An 18,575-nucleotide genomic window follows, 5' to 3' on the forward strand; every position below is an offset into this window, starting at 1 on the left:
TTATTTATGTAAGGAGAGGAGTGAACACGCATGGCTTTAGTGCTGCACAGTCGCAGGAGCAAGCTTACGGGTCTGGTCATTGGCGTTCTGCTGCTGCTTACCGGCATGCTTGCCAGTATCTTGTACGGCATTCATACCTTTGAGATCGGACAGGTATGGCTGGCTTATACCCAATTCGATGATTCCGACGCTCACATTATTATTACGAATACTCGGATGCCTCGTGTGCTCATTGCGGCAGCGGTAGGGGGAAGCCTGGCTATTGCGGGAGCCATCATGCAGGTGCTGACGAGGAATCCGTTAGCCTCGCCTTCCATATTCGGCATTAACGCAGGTGCTGTATTGTTTATCGTTATCGGGCTGGCCGTTCTCGGTTCTTCGTTGACGATGAACGGCATGGTGTGGATTGCTCTGTTGGGTGCAGCAGTGACTTCACTGCTGGTGTTTACGCTTGGCTTCCAGGGGAGAAGCGGCTTTGAACCCATCAGGCTTACTCTGGCGGGTGCATCCGTTGCGGCATTTGCTTCATCCGTAACTTCAGGCATCATGCTGGTGAATAAACAATCGCTTGAGGCTGCCTTGTTCTGGATGATTGGTTCGGTGTCAGGCAGGCAACTCGATCATTTGCTCATTGTGCTGCCTTATCTCGTTATTGGCTGGATTTTATCGCTGCTGCTGACGGGCTCACTTAATGTAATGGCATTAGGAGATGACAGCGCGAAGAGTCTGGGCCAGCGGATGCTGCTCATCCGCGGACTATCGGTCATTGCCGTTGTTTTTCTGGCGGGGAGCTCAGTCGCCATAGCTGGTCCAATCGCCTTCATCGGCTTAATCGTGCCGCATCTTTGCCGGTTTCTGGTAGGCAACGATTATCGCTGGCTGCTGCCCTATTGCGCACTAACGGGTGGCCTTCTGCTCGTATGTGCGGATCTTGTTTCGCGTTTCATCCTTATGCCTAAGGAAGTTCCTGTTGGCGTCGCAACCGCGCTTATTGGCGTACCATTCCTGATTCATGTGGCGAGAAGGAGGAAGCATGCATAGAGGGAAAAACCAAAAAGCATTCTTTATTGTAGTCGTGCTTAGTCTCGCGATGTTGGCATTGTCTATCATTTGCTTGTCCATTGGCGGGACGAGCATCCCTTTGAAGGAAACGTTTCTGTCTCTTATCGGCAAGAACGAGGAAGGCAGTAATTTGATCATTATGCAGTTCCGCTTGCCTCGCATACTTGCTGCCCTATTGATTGGAGCTGCCTTGGCGGTTGCCGGTGCCGTACTTCAAGGTGTCATTCGCAACCCGCTGGCCTCCCCGGATCTGCTGGGCGTGACGGGAGGAGCATCGGTAGCCGTTGTTGCATTCATGACTCTATTCACTGGCTACAGCATCCACTGGGTACCGTTTATCGCTGTTGCGGGTGCGTTCCTTGTCGCTGTCATGAATTATGCATTAGCTTGGAAAAACGGTATTTCCCCCTTTAGGCTTGTCCTGATCGGCATAGGCATATCTACTGCCATGGGCGCGCTGACGATGTTTCTGCTTATCAGCGGTCCTGCCTACCTAGCCGCGCAGGTGCTGAACTGGATGACGGGAAGCATCTACGGGACGAGTTGGAAATATATTGAGGTGCTGTGGCCGTGGATCGCCGCGTTCATCCCCTTGTCCATTCTTTACGCCAAAGAGCTGAATGTGCAAGCTCTAGGGGAAGCGACTGCTGTCGGCCTTGGGAGCAGGCTCCAGCTTAGCCGAATGGTTTTGTTGTTTTATAGCGTTGCGCTAGCAGGAGCTGCCGTCGGTGTGGCTGGCACGATCTCGTTTATCGGGTTATTGGCGCCGCATATGGCGAGAAAGCTAGTAGGTCATTCGTATAAGCTGGTCATCCCTGTATCGGCTTTACTTGGTGCCATGATTTTATTGCTCGCAGATTTGGCTGGACGTATGCTCTTCCAGCCGCTGGACATTCCTGCAGGCGTCTTTACCGCCGGAATTGGTGCACCTTTCTTTATGTATCTGCTGTTTAAACGGAAAGCGGCAGATTAGCAGTAGCTGGGATATCCATGCAAGGCTCAACTTAGGCATCTATATTGTACAGCGTTTAGTATTCATGCATGGTCGTATTGGAGTTCGACGGCTATCCTGCATCTGGTGCAGGGTAGCCTACATCCCTACCTACATCCTTATATACAAGGCTCCCTATCACTCGCTTAAACGTCCTCTATTTGTACTCCTTGTTTCATTGGCACTCGAGAGCTCCCATCCACCTACTCCAAGTGACTGTTCTCGCATGACCCTTCCAGCACAAAGCTGCGATTTTCAAAATGATCAGTTGATTTATGCTTAAATTCAGGAGCCGAAATGTTATGATAGTAAGGATAGTTTATCAAGCAGGCAGGTTTATTTTTTGTTTCAACGGGGCAAGTTTGACTGGAAATGGTTAATGATGTTTAATGTTAAACAACTTAAGTTGAATGGAGTGGGAAATATGGAATTAATTATTGGAATTGGTATTGTGGTCATAGTGGTTATCTATGTCATCGCAACGTATAACGGCTTAGTGAAAATGAGGAATTGGGTGAAGGAGTCCTGGAGTCAGATCGATGTACAGCTCAAGCGGCGGCATGATCTAATTCCCAACCTGCTTGAGACAGTGAAAGGCTATGCCAAGCATGAGCAGGAAACGTTGAAGCTCGTTATTCAAGCTCGCAATCAGATGCTGAGCGGTACGCCGAATGAGAGGATTGAAGCGGACAATCAGCTGCAAGGCACGTTGAAATCAATCTTTGCGCTTAGCGAGGCGTATCCTGATCTGAAAGCGAATCAGAACTTTCTGAGCCTGCAGGAGGAGCTAACCAATTCGGAAAACAAAGTAGCTTTTTCCCGTCAGCTTTATAATAAGACAGTGGCTGAATACAATATTAAAAGGGAGTCGTTCCCGTCAAATCTTATCGCAGGAATGTTCAGTTTCAAAGAAGAGCAGCTGCTAGTTACTCCTGAGGCGGAGAAATCGGTGCCTAAAATTACTTTTTAAATAAGAAGTAACGATAATTAAAGAGCGGTTATCATCATAAGCACCAAAGCAAAGGATGTCGGTTATGCTATACAAACAGATTGAACAAAACAAGCGCAAAACACTGCTGCTTGTCCTGCTCTTTGTTGTCATTGTTCTTGGAGCGGGTATGGCAGTCAGTTATTTAGGATTCGGGGATCTATGGACGGGCTCCATCATAGCCGCGGTTATCCTGCTTGTGTATCTTCCAGTCACTTATTTGTCAGCAAGCTCTCAAGTGCTTCGTATGTCGGGTGCAACGCTGGCGAGTGAAACGACCTATAAGCAGTTGTATCATATTGTGGAGGAGCTCTGCATTCCAGCGCGAATTCCGATGCCGAAGATTTATATTATTAACGATCCTTCCCCGAATGCTTTCGCAACAGGTATTAAGCCTGAGAAAGGGGCAGTTGCTTTCACGACTGGCTTGCTGAACCAGTTGAACAGAGAGGAGCTTGAGGCGGTCGCCGCCCATGAGCTGGCCCATATCCGTAACTACGATATTCGGCTCATGACGATCACAATCGCACTTATATCAGTTGTTGCCATCATTGCGGATATCGGAACGAGAATGCTTTTTACTCAAAGGCGGAGCAGCAACAAGAAAACTCACCCAGCGGTGTATATCATTGCGCTTCTTTTTGTTTTGCTATCTCCTCTGGCGGCGAGATTCGTCCATTTGGCCGTTTCACGAAACCGAGAGTACTTGGCAGATGCAACGGCCGTTGAGATGACTCGCAATTCCTTAGGCCTGCAAAATGCACTCCGCAAAATAAGCGCTAGCAATCTAGATGTGAATAAAGCTAGGAAGGCGACAGCGTCGCTATATATTTCGAGTCCTTACAGCAATCAGCGCAAAAAACAGAAAACCAGCTGGTTTAGCACACACCCTTCACTGGAATCTCGAATCGAGCGGCTGGGGCGGATGTAACTTGGACGGGAATGGTTCCTTATTGGAAAAGGAGTACGTTCTGCTATTAGCTTGAACATGCGTTATGCGCGAATCTTAACCCCCGATAAGGGGGTTTTTGTATTTTAACAGAGCTCTGTGCGTCATCGCGTATCTCTCCGCCTTTAGCTCGGCACCATGTGAACCGATTACGCATCTGATATATAGAAGTTTAATAGAATCGAGGTGATCGGTATGGGTAGACTGAAAGCGGTTCGTCAGCCTGACTTAGTGTTGATCAGTTGGACAAGAAATCCGCTTGTTCCCGGATCAGCGCGCCGAATCGTTTCTGCACGCGTCATTGGCAGCGCTGAGCCCTGCAAAGCTACATTAGTACCTAATGGATTGCTAAGTACTGCTTTGAGTTGCCTGTTGGACGATTTCAAGATCGTGTACCAGAAAAAAACGTCCAATGTGAGCGGCTATTTGCTGCTGCAGCGTTTTCGGAATGTGTAAGGTGGGGAGGAGCGGCGGGAGTCGCTCCCTTTTTTTTTGAAGTAGGAGCTGAGGTTCCTCAGAGATAATGACATAAAGCAGGACTATTGTATCATTTTGTCGAAATCTACCAAATGAGGGTTTATACTAGAAGCACACATTACAAACCGTTTACTCAAGGAGGCTGCCATGCCTGTTTATCATAAATTAGTGCGCGATCGGATACCGGAGATTATAGAGAAGCAAGGCTTAACTGCATATACGAGAGTATTGGATACAAAGGAGTATCTTGTAGAGCTTCGCACGAAGCTACAGGAAGAGACGAATGAATATTTGGAAGCGGAAACTGATGCTGCTGCGGTTGAGGAGCTTGCGGATATATTGGAGCTACTGCATGCACTCGGAGAAGCCCATGGTGTAACTACAGAGCAGCTTGAGCAGGTGCGTGCCGAGAAGGCGAAGAAGCGCGGAGGATTTAAGGAGCAAGTGTACCTTATTGAGGTGAGAGATGCCTGACATTAAGCTAATTACGGAAAATCTTGCGGACGAGCTCATTCCTAGCATAAAGAAAGCATCAGGCATATACATTTTGACCTCGTTTGTTATGGATTCTGGGGTTAGGTTACTTGCACCCTATCTAAAAGATGCACTGGACAGAGGAGCCGAAGTAAAGCTTCTAGCAGGTGACTACTTATTCGTTTCCCAGCCTGTCGCCCTGCGTTCATTGTTAAATATACATCCTAATATAGAAGCCAGACTTTGGCGCAGTAGAGGTACATCATTTCACCCTAAGGCTTATTTGTTTGATTATGGGGATGGACAAGGATTATTTATTGTGGGTTCTTCCAACTTATCTTTGTCTGCTTTCCGAATGGGTGTCGAATGGAATTTGGCAGTGAATGCACAAGCAGAGCCATATACGTTCAGACATGCGCTCGATAATTTTATGAAAAACTTTTACCACGAATTTACGCAGCCGCTCAATCATACGACCATTACCTATTATGAAACGGCCTATCAAGCCTATCATCAGAAATATCCTGAGCTTGTGAAGACGATAACAGAGATGGAGGAGTCTGAGTTAATGCTTCCTCATAAGGAGCATAAGCAAGAGGAAGGACTAAGCAATGCAGGCGCTGGTTCCATTGTTCCAAGAGCTGCGCAGCTTGGAGCGCTTGAAGCACTTGATCATACGTATGCTGAGGGTTACGAGAAAGCGATGGTTGTAATGGCTACGGGACTTGGCAAAACGTATTTGGCAGGATTTTTCGCAAAAGAAAGGTTCAGTCGCGTGCTGTTCATAGCTCATCGAGAGGAAATATTAAACCAAGCGAAGCATTCATTCTTGCACATCATGCCTGAAAAGACAGCAGGATTGTATAATGGCTCGGACAAAGAGACCGATACAGACTTCGTATTTGCTTCTATATATACGCTTAGTACCAAGATGCACCGTGATCGTTTTCAGCCAGACGCGTTTGATCTTATCGTCATTGATGAGTTTCATCATGCGGCAGCCAAATCCTATCAGACGGTGCTTGCACACTTCCAGCCCAAGTTCCTGCTAGGGATTACGGCAACGCCGGATCGGATGGATGGGAAAGATGTATATGCGATATGTGATGGGAATGTGGCGTATCAGTTGCATTTTATTGAAGCTATACAAAAAGGATGGCTTTCTCCCTTCAGCTACTATGGCATATATGATGCGACGGATTATACTCAGCTCACCTGGCTAGGAACGAAATATGATGAAGATGAGTTGCTTGCGGTTCAGCTTCGTGAAGATATGGCAAAGCTTATCTATGATGCTTGGGAACTTCATAAGCAAACAAGAACGATTGCATTCTGTTCATCCATTATACAGGCTAATTTCTTGTCGGAATATTTCACGAATCAAGGTGTTGCTAGTTTAAGCTTGCACTCCAATACCCGTTCAATCACACGGCCGGAGGCTATAAAAGGTCTAGAAAAGGAAGAGCTTCAAATCATCTTTACTGTTGATTTGTTTAATGAAGGCGTTGATATTCCCTCTGTAGATACGCTGTTATTTGTAAGACCTACACAATCTCTTACGATATTCACACAGCAGGTTGGGAGAGGACTTCGGCTTCATGAAGGGAAGCAATCCTGCACCATTATTGATCTTATCGGGAATTACCGAAACGCAGACATTAAACTGAGTCTATTCCAAACGGAAACAGGAGAGACAGATACGGACAAGCGAGAAGTTGCTGCATCAGCTCTGCCTGCAAGCTGCTCCATTAATTTGGAGATTGGCGTTATCAATATGTTGGAAGAGCTTGCCCGAAAAAAGCAGCCTCGCAAGGATAAGCTTCGCAGCGCTTATCTTAATTTGAAAGATGAACTTGGTCGCAGACCTGAATATTTAGAACTTCATCTGCTGGGGCATGCAAACAGTAAGGAGTATCGACAAGAATTTGGCTCCTACGCTGGGTTTCTCCATTGGTGCAAAGAGCTTAGTGAGCACGAAGAAGCTGTTTATTTGAAGTTCGAACGTTGGTTGAAGGAAGCAGAGAGCACGCTCATGAATAAAAGCTATAAGATGGTGCTCCTCCTCGCCATGCTGGAGAGGGGAGCAGAAGGCTGGCATGCTCCAATTACACCGCAAGAAGTCGCTCCATTTTTCCACAGATATTTAATGGAAAAGGAGTATCGGAGAAATATAGATTTTTCGGACAAGGATAAGAAGAAACTGCAGGAATATAGCGAAGATAAGGTTGCTTCATTAATAGCCGAAATGCCTATGAGCAAATGGAGTGGTAGCTCTAAGGGACTGATAACCGTTGAAGAGGGGCAGTTTGCGCCGCAATTAGTGGTCGAGCTAGAAGATGCCGAGTTATTATTTGCTTGGACAAAGGAGATTTGTGAGTATCGGTTGCATGGGTATTTTGAGAGGAAGGCTGTTGTGGGTGGGGTATCTTGATTTATTGAGGGGAAATGATAGACAAATGAACTGGAAAACCTCAAATCGTTGGGAGTTAAAGAATGTAGAGAAGATAGCCCAATTAATTTCCCAATTCCGAAAACTATCTCTGAACAAGTATGAAATGGAATTATTTAAAGGAACTACATCGTTCTCTTAATTATTGCAGCAATCAGAAGTTGGTAAGAAGTTCTTTAAAGTAGAGTGGTCGTAATTAAATTTGAATGGGATGACACTTGAAAATATAGATACATAGAATCTCTCTTGCAGACGACCCTGTGCTACTATTGATTATTAATACGATCTAATGTGTAGGTTAAGGATCCATCGGTTGAAAGCCCTTGATAACAAACATAATCCTGTAAGTAATTTTTGGATAGTATGTGTGATAACCATCATTCCTATAGTTGACTACTCCATTTTAAGAATCATATAATAACCATTATCAAGTTAAATATATATATGGATGTTTCGGAGGGTTATGGATATGTACACTATAAGCAAAGATAAGGTTCGCGATACTATGAGAATTGCTGGAATTAAAACTCAAAAGCAATTAGCTGAAAAAATGAATATTACAACAAACCAATTATCCATGTTACTTTCCCCAAAGTTCAACCCAATTAAATCAAATGCCAAGAAGCTTTGTGAAGTTCTCAATGTTTCGTTGGATGACATACTAGTAAAAGAACAACTATCAATGTACTTTGCATCTGATGCGGTTGATATTGAAGAAAAGGAAGAAGAATCTTCATTTGATAAACTTCAGGGAGACGATGATAATGATTTTATTGATGTTCAAGGTATAATCCCGCTAGAAAAGTATAATGTTGTTGAATTATTTGCTGGTGCAGGAGGCTTGGCACTTGGTTTGGAAAAATCCGGTTTTAATACAATCGGACTTGTCGAACTAGATAAATATGCGTGTCAGAGTTTAAGAACTAACCGTCCCAATTGGAATGTAATTGAAGAAGATATTATGAAAGTTACAGAACTAGGAATATCAAACTATATTGATACCAAACAAGAAATTGATCTGCTTTCTGGAGGTTATCCATGTCAAGCTTTTAGTTATGCAGGGAAGAAGAGGGGGCTTGATGATGTCCGGGGAACAATGTTCTATTACTACTCAAAAATTCTCAGTGAAATAAGGCCTAAAATGTTCCTTGCGGAGAACGTTCGGGGACTAGTTAATCATGATAATGGTAGGACTCTAGCTACAATGATAGAGGTTTTTTCGGATCTAGGTTACACCGTTAAATGGAAAGTTCTCAGTGCTCTAAACTATAATGTTGCACAAAAGAGGGAACGGATTGTAATTGTTGGCATACGAAATGATCTGATAGAACAGCATAATGTTTGTTATAAATTTCCTAAGCCATATGGAAAGAGGTTAACGTTAAAAGACATATTAAAAGATGTACCAGTATCAGATGGAGCTAAGTACCCAGAGTCTAAGAAACGAATTCTCGATTTAGTTCCCCCAGGCGGATATTGGAGGGATTTACCTGAACACCTTGCAAGGGAGTATATGGGCAAAAGTTACTTTTCGGGGGGGGGGAGAACAGGGATGGCTCGACGACTATCATGGGACGAACCTTCCTTAACTCTTACCTGTTCCCCTGCTCAGAAACAAACAGAAAGATGCCATCCTAGTGAAACAAGACCATTCACTGTAAGAGAATACGCTAGAATACAATGCTTTCCTGACAGTTGGAGGTTTGATGGCTCAACTGCTAATCAATATAAACAAATTGGCAATGCTGTATCTGTTAATTTCGCACATGCTATGGGGTTGTCTATTATAGACATACTGAATCAGTTAAATAGTAAACAGTTATAATATCATAAGGTTAGAAAAGACTTTTTGATATTTGTTATGTCAGGAGACTTATTATCAGGATGTCCGAAAAGAAGAATTGGATTATTTGCGGGCAGGATCACTTTCGAAAGGTATTTTGTACCACTGCCCGTTTCTGCATATAATAGTATGCTTAGAAATTAAATTAATATTCTATACTTAAGATGAGTTACAAACCTTTATTTTTTGTCGACAAAACCCAAATATGAACTAAATCCAAGAATATAAACTGACATGGCAATTGCCATGTCTTCTTCAATTATTTTTTGAGTGTTAGTTAGCTCTTTTAATTCTTGCATGACGGTATCATTAGCAAGTAGAGAATTGAAATTATTCTCTACTACTTTTTTAATTATACTTGGTAGCACCATACACATTTGATAAAAAGCATCATCTAAACCAGTCACCAAAGAATAAAATTGATCCATGCTAACTCTACGTATTAATTTATGCTGCATTTTTTTTCCATCTAGTGAAGCTACCCATTTAATATTCTGAGATTTTTTTGCTATTGCTTCCACCAAAAAACAAGCACAATCATCGTTGTTTAATAATTGGCTTTGCATCTTCATATAAGTTTTACTTGACGAAGCAGAATTCATCGTATTGTGCTTATTCTTCATTTCAACATAAATCGTATGTACAATTTCTCCATCGGGTAAATTTATGCCATTCTCATTTTGAATTATTACGTCCCATCCGGTTAGAGGAACGTTACATCCACTAACATAAGAAAAGAAATTTTGATGAAAATACCCGATATCGTTATTATTTGATTTATCTCGCTGACGAAATATTTCATTCTTGATAATCTCGTCCCATGAAGCATTGTACACAGTTTTATCAAATATAAGTTTAATAGGGTCAATAATATTAGTGTTGAATTTATCTAAATTATATGGATCAAGCTTTTCTCCGTACTTTTGTATCGTTTTTTTTACATGTTCAGTAAAATCATTTTCACTAATAAATGTTAATGGCCACATAGCATACACTCCAAACTTTTCTCAATATTAATTGTAGAGCTGTAAAATTAAATTTCCTACCTCAAAAGGGTCTTATGAGGCGGGAGTTTATACTACAAACTAAAGTGCTTTACGAATTGAATTATTTTTGGTAAACACATTATTATTAAAATACGTAAATGTAATTTAAAGGAGATGGATAGTTTAAGTGAAGATAATATTTTGTATTCATGCCTATAATAGAGTTGAATTCTACTGTTAACTTACTACTTATAAGACTTATTACCTATCTTATCATAATGCTACATGGAAGTCTTCACCAGTTAAAGTAAATGACTGAATCGAAACATTAGACTAATCCTCGATTTCGATGTAAATATTCTGGTCGAATAACTATTGCCTTATCTTTTAAAAGATTGTTATGGTGTGAGGTAATGATGGAACTGAAACTCAGATCCATTACTACTTAACGTTCTGTTTTAAATAAAGTAAATACACTGTCGTTCCCCTAATGCATTCCTTGCCATAACCACCCATATGAGGAATAATAGGGGTGAGAGGTGGGGTGGTCATGAGAATGGCTTTTACTGTCGATGTGGAGGACTGGTTTTGCAGCCCGGATTTGTCGCTCTCGGAGTGGGAGAGGTATTCGTTAAGGCTGGAGAAACCGGTTCATCAAATCCTTGATTTATTGGACGAGCATACGGCGACAGGCACTTTTTTTACACTCGGTTGGATTGCTGAACGTAGGCCCGAACTTATCAAAGAAATACATCGCAGAGGTCATGAGGTTGCATCGCACGGGTATTCTCATCGATTGGTCTACAAGCAGTCCCCGGAGCAGTTCAGGCAAGACATACGCATGTCCAAGGACATTCTGGAGCATACGATAGGCGCCAAGGTGAACGGGTACCGCGCCCCTTGCTTTTCCGTGACGAATTGGGGCCTGGATCTCCTTGTCGAAGAAGGCTTCACCTATGATTCAAGCCTCATCCCGAATACCTTCAACAAGCTTTACTCCAAGTTTGATTTGCCAGCTTCCAGTACACATGCCTACAAAGTCCGCGAAGCACTATGGGAAATAGCGCTTCCGGTCTACGATATGAACGGTATCCATATTCCTTGGGGCGGCGGGGGTTATTTTCGCATCTATCCTTACGCTGCATTCCGATTAGGCGCTAGAAAAATCATTAAGAAACGAGACGCCTTCGTTTTTTACATTCATCCATATGATCTGGATTATGATCAGCCGCACATCTACGACACCTCCAAGCTTAACAGCTTCAGACGCTATTATGGCCTCGCCCATACCCATCACAAATTAAAACAGCTACTGTCCGATTTCCAATGCATGTCCATCCGCAGCTATTACCCACAGGTTGGGAGGGAGCGGCAGGTTGGATACTAAAGCGCAGATCATTCTCGAAAGCGTTTTATTGGCGGGTACGGCCTATTTCTTCAGTATAGAGAACGGTATACGCTGGGGAAGCAGTGAGGCTCCGACCCCGAAGGTCAGACAAATTTTGATGGCGAAAGGTGTGCTATCCAGAAATGGGAAGCTCATCGATTCGTCATTCGGCTATGCCTGCTACGAGCACTATAGGCAGCGCTATAATCCAGACTCCTTCGATCTTCTGCTTCAGCAGGAGGTGGGCAAGCACCGCAAAATACTGGATTTGTGCTGTGGAGCAGGTGCCACCATATTTTCCTTGCTCCAGTACAGGCCTAAGCTCATCTATGGGATAGACTCCGATGAAGATCAGATCAAGCTGCTGGAAGCACTGCTTCAGCACGCACAAATTCCTAATCATTCGGTCATAACGAGAAGTGCCGATGCTCATCATATTCCGCTGGATGATGCAGCTGTTGATTTGGCGATATGCCGAGCAGCGCTGCAGTATTTGGATGCGGAGCAGACAGTAGAAGAGCTATACCGGGTGCTTTCCCCAGGCGGGAAGGTATTTTTGCTCGTCCACGGCTCAGGTTATAGCTGGGACTATCTCTTTACTAGGAAAGGTATTCTCAAGCCCCAAACGTACTCATACGTCAAAAGCAGACTAAACCGTTCTCGAACGGACGAGCCCGTGTTCGGCCGCTCGCAGGCGAATTATTTTACGACGAGGAAGCTAGCCAACATGCTGGAAGTGAAGGGATTCCGCGATATTCAGCTGCATACCTTTGCGGAGTCGATGCGGCTCGGCATGCTTCCGGTTTATTTTGCCATGACGGCATTACGCTGAGGAAGAATCACATATGGGAAAACGGTCTGAACCGCTGCTTTTACGCAGGACTGGCTACCCATTGGCAGTAATATTCTTTATACTTAAATGAACGAGAATAAATCGAACGTGAGGTGACAAATGATGGCATACATGATTCCTGAGGTTATTCGGACGAGCGCGACAGCGGGAGAGCGTTTGGTGTTTCGCACACTGAAGACGTATTTGGCTGAAGATTACGTGGTCTACTATGAACCGGAAATCGCGGGGGATCGGCCTGACTTTGTCATTATCGGTCCGGATCTGGGGCTATTGGTGCTCGACGTGAAGGATTATACGCGGTCATCTTTGTTTCAGATCGGTGTTGATGAATGGCAGATTCACTCTTCTGCAGGACGGATGGAAGTAGTAGACAATCCCTATAAGCTGGCGAGGGACAAGTCCCGGCACATCGCGAGGCAGTTAAAAGATGATCCACAGCTGGCTGTGCAGAGGGAAGGACAAGCAGGTATGTTGAAGTTTGCTTGTGGTCATGGAACTGTATTTACGCGAATGGAGCTGGAGGATTTCGAGCGGTTAAGCCTCTGCGATGTCATTTCCCCGTCGTTCGTGTTATGCCGTGATGAGATCGATGCCGATAGGGAAGGCTTCTCAGCCGATCTGCTCATTGAGAAAATACATGGTATGTTTACGGATTGGAGTCGCAAAAGGGTTATGCTCACGCTTACGGATATGCAGTCCATCCGCAGCCATCTGCACCCTGAGGTGCGGCTGAGCACCGAATACCGCCCGCTCGGTGATGAGCAGGATCAGCTTCTGCTTTCACTCCACCAGATAGAAGCGATGAATGTGCAGCAGGAGCTTGCGGCGATGCTGCTTTCTGTAGACGGGAGTGCAGCAGCAGGCATTGGCAGCCAATCGCTGATGCTTGTTAACCGAGCCAAGATTATGGCCAAGCTTCATCCAGAATGGAAAATTCTCATTCTCAGCCGCAGCCATACGATATCTGGTAGCCTAGTGAAAATGGTTGATGAGCTGATGAAAGAGCCTGAGGATTTGTTCGATTGGGTTATGCTGGAGGAACAGAAGGGTGATATGAAGCGAAAGCATAACGTGGAGGTTTACTATTTTCATGAGTGGCTTAGCAAGGCACTGAATATAAGAGAAGCGGGTATAACAGGTCTGATCGAAAAGCTGGAGAGTAGAGAGGCGATCCTCCCGGCATACGATGCGATTCTGATTGACAAGGGTGAGCAATTCGACCGCGAGTGGATAAAGCTGCTGAACCAATTGCTTATTCCTGGCAAGGCAGCTGGGAGTTCGGACAACAAGGAGAGTTCTCGTATTCTATCCGTCAACTACCGCAATACAGCTCAGATTGTACAATTCGCTTGGCGCTTCTATCAACAGCATTCGCTGCCAGGCAATAAGCTGCAGGAAGGCGCGATTGACGGCGTTACGCTTATTCCTCCCCATAGCACAAGGCGGAAAGGTCCGGAGCCTGCGATTCTGCGCTGCCGCAATCTGCAAGAGGAGCTGGAGGCCGTCGTCAAGCGGATTCAATACCTGCACACCGAGCGAAAGGTTCCCTACGGGGAGATGGCTATTCTGTATCGTGTCAAAAATAACTACTATTCCTCCTACATCGATCTGATTCGCAAGGAGCTGCGGCGGCAGGGGTTTCCGTTCCACTGGTTATCCGATGAGGGGAATGCAGGTGCGATTCAGACATCAGGCGACTCGAGTGACGCCATTGTGATTTCGTCTGTGGATGATGCGAGAGGCAATGATTATCGCGCAGTATTTCTTGTGAACACAGAGAATATGCCCTACGCATTGGAAGAAGCCGAGGAACGTGAGACGGCAAAATTCTACATGGCGTTGACTCGTGCGCTCGATTGGCTGTTTATATCGTACAGCGGGGACTCGAGGTTTACCCTCTACTTGGATGAGATCCAGCAGCAGCGTAAGGAAAAGAAGCCAGCGGCGAAAAAAATGGGATAAGCGATTGATCGTTGAATAGGAGAAAGGCTGCTTAACGGAGGTGAAGACGCTGCAATTAGATTCCATTAATTATAAATCCAGCCTTGCGCTTGAATGTGTACGATTGGAAGCGGGGCCTTATCCGAGTATTAGTTTCTCCATTATGCTGAAGGACAACAGTTATAGCGGTGAAAACCAAGAGGTGTGGTTTAGCTTTAGTGACGTCGCTGCATTCCGATCGGCAGTGACTCAATTGCATCTGACGCGCAAAGGGACAGCATCGTTAGATAGCATGAGTCCAGAGGCGTTCAAGCTCAGCATCCAAAGCGTGAATCGAAAAGGAGATTTCATTCTCGAGTACTTGTTGTCCCGGCATGTATATTTGGAGCATTCCTCTGCTACGAGCAGAGTTTCGGGAGCTTTTGATATGAATCCTTCGGATCTGGAAAGGCTAGCCAGTTATTTATCTACGTTTGTTTCGGAAGAATCCTTGTAGCTGCTGCAGGGGTTCTTTTTCGTTTCGGTTGACAAAACATCGTGCGAGCTTTAGTGTGTATATTAATTCATTATTATGTATAAATATTCTTTAAAAGGAGCCGAAGCCTTGAAACACTTATTGTCTTTAAAAGAATGGGACGCAGAGAAAATTAGAGCCATCATTAAACGGGGGATCGAGATTAAACGAAGTCCCGAGCTATACTACCATGCAGCTGAGCGGAAAGGTCTGCTGATGCTTTTTCAGAAAACATCAACAAGGACGAATCTATCCTTTCAATCCGGTATTAACCAGATGGGGGGCTATTCGGTTGTAATGGACTGGGATGCAAGCAACTTCAGTCTATCGCCAATCCAATATGAAGCTCGGTACGTTTCAAGGAACTGCGACGTTATGATGGCAAGACTTAAGAAGCACGCCGATGTGCTTGAACTGGCAAAATACGCCAGCGTTCCCGTTATCAATGGCTGCTGTGAGAAATATCATCCCTGTCAGGCGTTAGCGGACTTGATGACGATCTACGAGGTTGCAGGAACGTTCAAAGGAATAACGCTAACGTATGTTGGCATTCATAACAATGTAGCGAATTCTCTCGTTGCGGGTTGCATGGCTGTGGGCATTAAGCTTCTACTGGTCACACCGATTGTTAACACACCATCGTGGGATGATGAGCTTATGCAAGAGGCGTATCGAAGCGGATGTGTAGTCAACGTCAGCAGTTTGTCCGAAGCGGCTGCGCAATCCGATTTCGTCTATACGGACACATGGATCGACATGGAGTTTTTTCATGAGCAGCATGATGAGGAAGAGAAGAATAGAAGACTGGCAACGATGCTGCCTTTTCAACTGAATAAAAAAAATCTTGCAGGGTATTCCCCGTATATCATGCATGATATGCCGGTTCATCCAGGCTTTGAGATTGAAGCAGAGTTGGTGGAAGCGGAACGCTCGATCATCTATCAGCAAGCGGAGAACAGAATGCATGTACAGAAAGCACTGCTTTTGGATCTGCTTTCTATTAATGAAAGCTGTATTTGACGACATTAATGAGTGAGGCAGTGAACTCTGCTTAACGTAGGTGGAGGGGAGAGCTATCCTGCACTTTCGCAGTAACTTCCCCTTATTCGAGCCCTCGGTTAGCTCTATCCTGCACTTTCGCATTAGCTTGACCAGTTCTCTGGTTTTTAAGGCATTGATTCGGCTTCTATCCTGCACGGAGTACAACATAGCTACCCAAATAGTCTGAGAACGAGGCTCTATCCTGCAACCATACAATATAGACGTGCAACGACAGCAGAGTAACTGTTGGGTAAAAGATTGCTTGCTTTACATTCAGTCGCTGTTATTGCCCGCTATAATTTCTTGGATGCGAAGCATCGTATCTTCAAACGGGATACCGTCATGATTCCATACGATGACATCGGCATGCTGCGTATATTCGCTGCTTAGTTCAATTTGCTCGGCTTTGTGTATCCGATTGAAGGTTTCATCTGTATCTCCGCCTCTCAGCGTGAGCCTCCGTGTTATGGTGCTGATATTCGCCCCGATATAAACGGCAACGGTGTCGCTGTACAACTTCTTGAGAGCGAGCACGCCAGCCAAATCAAGTACGATATGCGCTTTGCCATCTTGTTTGAGAACCTCTTCGATACTCGATTTTAACGTGCCGTAATAGTAATTATTGTAGCGGGTCCACTCCATAAAAGAATGCTCAGCAAGCGCATGCTCGAATTGCTCCTGCTTCATGAATACGTAATGAACGCCGTTCTCCTCATTAGGCCTTTGAGGCCTGGTCGTAGCCGTAATAATTTTGGGATAGCCGCTTTTAGCCAGCTCTCTTTGAATTTCGGACTTCCCGGAAGCGGATGGTCCATAGAATGCGAATATTTTGCCCAAACGTAAGCTCTCCTTTATGATCTGTTCAACAATCTCTTACATTAATGACCATATATTGCTAGAATGGCTCTAAACGAACTAAAGCGGGGGAGCGAGCCTATGATTCTTACTAATCATCCAAATAATCGATTCTATAATGATACAGATTTGGAACGGCATATCAACACGGAAAATGCAAAACAAAGGATTTCGATCCGTGACGGCTTTGAGCGCGATTTCGGCAGGGTCATCCATTCGGCTGCTTTCCGCCGGTTGCAATCCAAGACACAGGTAATTGGAATTAGTGAAGGTGATTTCCATCGCACGCGCCTTACTCATTCCCTTGAAGTATCTCAAATTGCCAGAGGAATTGCCACAACGCTGAATGAAAAAAACAATATTTTTACGGACGGGGATAGTAAGATTGATATCTCCCTTATTGAAGCGGCCGCTTTAGCCCATGATTTGGGTCATCCACCGTTTGGGCATCAAGGCGAGCGTGCTCTAAACCAATGCATGAGCGTGTTTGATCTGAACTTTGAAGGAAACGCGCATACGTTTCGATTGTTGACAAGCAGAGAAGGGGATCGGGAAGCGGGACTTGATCTGACTAGGGCGTCTTTATTGTCCATTCTCAAATATCCTGCCAGCATGAAGCAGCTTAATAACCTAGAGGTGACGAGCAAACCGCCCAAAAGCAGTATTTTTGAAGAGGACGAGCCGGTGTTTGATTGGGTGTTAGAAGCATTTACGCTGGAAGAACAGGCTTATTTCACGAAAATATCAGATCCAATACCTGAGAAGCATAGAAAAACGTTCAATAAAACGTTTGAATGCTCCATTATTGAGCTGGCCGACGATATCGCTTATGCGACTTATGATTTGGAAGATGCTTTCAAGCTGCATTTGATCAAAAGAGAGGATCTATGTGAAGTGGTCAAGCGGCATAAACAGATTCCATCTAAGCGAATAGCGGAAGCGCTGCGTAGTTTTCTGGATGTGAGCTCTGATCGGGACAAACAGACCAAGCGATTTTTTGCTGATTTGGTATCTGGACTTATTCATGAAATCACGGTTAAAGATGCACAGCCGAATTTTGCTTCTAATAGATTGCGCTATAAAGCGGTTATCGGCGAAGAGGCGACTGAGCTTCTGGAAGACTTGAAAAAACTTGTTGTAGATCATGTGATATTCTCACAGAAGGTGCAAACTTTCGAATGGCGCGGCGGAAAAATCATTGAGAAGCTATTCGATGCGATGCTGAATGATCGGCATTTGCTTCCCGAGGGAGAGAAGGCGAACTGGAGTAAAACCTCCAATCGCTTGAATGCGAGACTGGTTTGCGATTATATCGCAGGAATGACGGATACCTATGCTTTGAAAATGTATTCGCGGCTTTATGAGTCTGCAGGCGGAAAGCTTTTTGATATATAGGTGGATATAAGGTCTGCCTCTAATCTTATTCATATAGAATAGAAGCTGAACTGTATGAGGTTTCTATTCTATATAAGACTCATTATAGGGCTAGGATATAAGAGTTTTAAAGATTTTAATAATTAATTTCAAAAAACACTTGCAATGCTAGTACAATACATGATATATTCTAATTCCGGCCGAGAGAAACACGCGGACGACAAGCAAAACAAGCATTACAAACGAAATAGAAGCTTGCTCTTTGAAAACTGAACAACGAGTAATAACTGCCTCGCAAATCCTTCGGGATAAGTGAAAAAGCGATAAAAAAGTAATGAGCATTTCAAACACCAATTTGGAGAGTTTGATCCTGGCTCAGGACGAACGCTGG

Annotated in this window: 16 protein-coding genes; 14 read left to right on the forward strand and 2 right to left on the reverse strand. The window is 44.5% G+C overall.

Annotated elements, in window-relative coordinates; all coding sequences use genetic code 11:
• Positions 1–30: 30 nt before the first annotated feature.
• The 8 genes from FGT79_RS28305 to FGT79_RS28340 all read left to right on the forward strand — a co-directional run bounded on the left by FGT79_RS28305 (position 31) and on the right by FGT79_RS28340 (position 9,215).
• Positions 31–1,041: a FecCD family ABC transporter permease gene (locus tag FGT79_RS28305; RefSeq protein ID WP_138756195.1), complete on the forward strand. Its 1,011-nt coding sequence runs from the start codon at positions 31–33 to the stop codon at positions 1,039–1,041.
• The gene (locus tag FGT79_RS28310; RefSeq protein ID WP_138756196.1) at positions 1,034–2,035 is read left to right on the forward strand and encodes a FecCD family ABC transporter permease; all 1,002 of its coding nucleotides are present in this window, start codon (positions 1,034–1,036) and stop codon (positions 2,033–2,035) included. The genes FGT79_RS28305 and FGT79_RS28310 overlap by 8 nt, the downstream gene beginning before the upstream one ends.
• 442 nt (positions 2,036–2,477) lie before the next feature.
• Complete coding sequence (locus FGT79_RS28315; protein ID WP_138756197.1) at positions 2,478–3,023, forward strand: LemA family protein; 546 nt, start codon at positions 2,478–2,480, stop codon at positions 3,021–3,023.
• 64 nt (positions 3,024–3,087) lie between these two features.
• On the forward strand, positions 3,088–3,972 hold the full coding sequence (locus FGT79_RS28320; protein ID WP_138756198.1) for a M48 family metalloprotease: 885 nt from the start codon (positions 3,088–3,090) through the stop codon (positions 3,970–3,972).
• A 213-nt stretch (positions 3,973–4,185) separates the two neighbouring features.
• Positions 4,186–4,446 (forward strand): hypothetical protein, encoded by a 261-nt coding sequence (locus FGT79_RS28325; protein ID WP_138756199.1) that lies wholly within the window; start codon positions 4,186–4,188, stop codon positions 4,444–4,446.
• A gap of 168 nt (positions 4,447–4,614) precedes the next feature.
• Entirely contained in the window at positions 4,615–4,941 is a 327-nt protein-coding gene (locus FGT79_RS28330) for a nucleoside triphosphate pyrophosphohydrolase (protein ID WP_138756200.1), read from the forward strand.
• A complete protein-coding gene (locus FGT79_RS28335; protein WP_138756201.1) occupies positions 4,934–7,372 on the forward strand; it encodes a DEAD/DEAH box helicase family protein in 2,439 nt (812 codons plus the stop codon). The genes FGT79_RS28330 and FGT79_RS28335 overlap by 8 nt, the downstream gene beginning before the upstream one ends.
• Before the next feature lie 487 nt (positions 7,373–7,859).
• Complete coding sequence (locus FGT79_RS28340; RefSeq protein WP_246096672.1) at positions 7,860–9,215, forward strand: DNA cytosine methyltransferase; 1,356 nt, start codon at positions 7,860–7,862, stop codon at positions 9,213–9,215.
• 197 nt (positions 9,216–9,412) lie between these two features.
• Here the strand turns inward: FGT79_RS28340 and FGT79_RS28345 are convergent, their stop codons facing one another.
• Positions 9,413–10,219, reverse strand: a complete 807-nt coding sequence (locus tag FGT79_RS28345) for an Eco47II family restriction endonuclease (protein WP_138756202.1) — start codon at positions 10,217–10,219, stop codon at positions 9,413–9,415.
• Positions 10,220–10,769: 550 nt separating this feature from the next.
• Between FGT79_RS28345 and FGT79_RS28350 the strand changes: the two genes are divergently transcribed.
• The 5 genes from FGT79_RS28350 to FGT79_RS28370 all read left to right on the forward strand — a co-directional run bounded on the left by FGT79_RS28350 (position 10,770) and on the right by FGT79_RS28370 (position 15,934).
• On the forward strand, positions 10,770–11,606 hold the full coding sequence (locus tag FGT79_RS28350) for a DUF3473 domain-containing protein (protein WP_138756203.1): 837 nt from the start codon (positions 10,770–10,772) through the stop codon (positions 11,604–11,606).
• Positions 11,596–12,438, forward strand: a complete 843-nt coding sequence (locus tag FGT79_RS28355; RefSeq protein WP_138756204.1) for a class I SAM-dependent methyltransferase — start codon at positions 11,596–11,598, stop codon at positions 12,436–12,438. The genes FGT79_RS28350 and FGT79_RS28355 overlap by 11 nt, the downstream gene beginning before the upstream one ends.
• Positions 12,439–12,558: 120 nt before the next feature.
• Positions 12,559–14,421 carry a 3'-5' exonuclease gene (locus FGT79_RS28360; protein ID WP_246096673.1) on the forward strand — a complete coding sequence of 621 codons (1,863 nt, stop codon included), beginning with the start codon at positions 12,559–12,561 and terminating at the stop codon, positions 14,419–14,421.
• Positions 14,422–14,461: 40 nt separating this feature from the next.
• Entirely contained in the window at positions 14,462–14,896 is a 435-nt protein-coding gene (locus FGT79_RS28365) for a WapI family immunity protein (protein ID WP_138756205.1), read from the forward strand.
• A 108-nt stretch (positions 14,897–15,004) separates the two neighbouring features.
• Positions 15,005–15,934, forward strand: coding sequence for an ornithine carbamoyltransferase (locus FGT79_RS28370; protein WP_138756206.1), 930 nt, complete (start codon positions 15,005–15,007; stop codon positions 15,932–15,934).
• Between the two features lie 294 nt (positions 15,935–16,228).
• Here FGT79_RS28370 and FGT79_RS28375 read toward each other — a convergent pair whose 3' ends face one another.
• On the reverse strand, positions 16,229–16,792 hold the full coding sequence (locus FGT79_RS28375; RefSeq protein WP_171056494.1) for a guanylate kinase: 564 nt from the start codon (positions 16,790–16,792) through the stop codon (positions 16,229–16,231).
• Positions 16,793–16,891: 99 nt separating this feature from the next.
• Between FGT79_RS28375 and FGT79_RS28380 the strand changes: the two genes are divergently transcribed.
• Positions 16,892–18,205: an anti-phage deoxyguanosine triphosphatase gene (locus tag FGT79_RS28380; RefSeq protein ID WP_171056495.1), complete on the forward strand. Its 1,314-nt coding sequence runs from the start codon at positions 16,892–16,894 to the stop codon at positions 18,203–18,205.
• Positions 18,206–18,575 lie beyond the last annotated feature (370 nt).

The organism is Paenibacillus sinopodophylli, assembly GCF_005930355.1.
GTDB lineage: Bacteria > Bacillota > Bacilli > Paenibacillales > Paenibacillaceae > Pristimantibacillus > Pristimantibacillus sinopodophylli.

What these genes read in the sequence shown, in the direction of transcription:
- FGT79_RS28305 (WP_138756195.1), top strand. Translation starts at nt 31, where the DNA reads ATGGCTTTAGTGCTGCACAGTCGCAGGAGCAAGCTTACGGGTCTGGTC.
- FGT79_RS28310 (WP_138756196.1), top strand. Translation starts at nt 1,034, where the DNA reads ATGCATAGAGGGAAAAACCAAAAAGCATTCTTTATTGTAGTCGTGCTT.
- FGT79_RS28315 (WP_138756197.1), top strand. Translation starts at nt 2,478, where the DNA reads ATGGAATTAATTATTGGAATTGGTATTGTGGTCATAGTGGTTATCTAT.
- FGT79_RS28320 (WP_138756198.1), top strand. Translation starts at nt 3,088, where the DNA reads ATGCTATACAAACAGATTGAACAAAACAAGCGCAAAACACTGCTGCTT.
- FGT79_RS28325 (WP_138756199.1), top strand. Translation starts at nt 4,186, where the DNA reads ATGGGTAGACTGAAAGCGGTTCGTCAGCCTGACTTAGTGTTGATCAGT.
- FGT79_RS28330 (WP_138756200.1), top strand. Translation starts at nt 4,615, where the DNA reads ATGCCTGTTTATCATAAATTAGTGCGCGATCGGATACCGGAGATTATA.
- FGT79_RS28335 (WP_138756201.1), top strand. Translation starts at nt 4,934, where the DNA reads ATGCCTGACATTAAGCTAATTACGGAAAATCTTGCGGACGAGCTCATT.
- FGT79_RS28340 (WP_246096672.1), top strand. Translation starts at nt 7,860, where the DNA reads ATGTACACTATAAGCAAAGATAAGGTTCGCGATACTATGAGAATTGCT.
- FGT79_RS28345 (WP_138756202.1), bottom strand. Translation starts at nt 10,219, where the DNA reads ATGTGGCCATTAACATTTATTAGTGAAAATGATTTTACTGAACATGTA.
- FGT79_RS28350 (WP_138756203.1), top strand. Translation starts at nt 10,770, where the DNA reads ATGAGAATGGCTTTTACTGTCGATGTGGAGGACTGGTTTTGCAGCCCG.
- FGT79_RS28360 (WP_246096673.1), top strand. Translation starts at nt 12,559, where the DNA reads ATGATGGCATACATGATTCCTGAGGTTATTCGGACGAGCGCGACAGCG.
- FGT79_RS28380 (WP_171056495.1), top strand. Translation starts at nt 16,892, where the DNA reads ATGATTCTTACTAATCATCCAAATAATCGATTCTATAATGATACAGAT.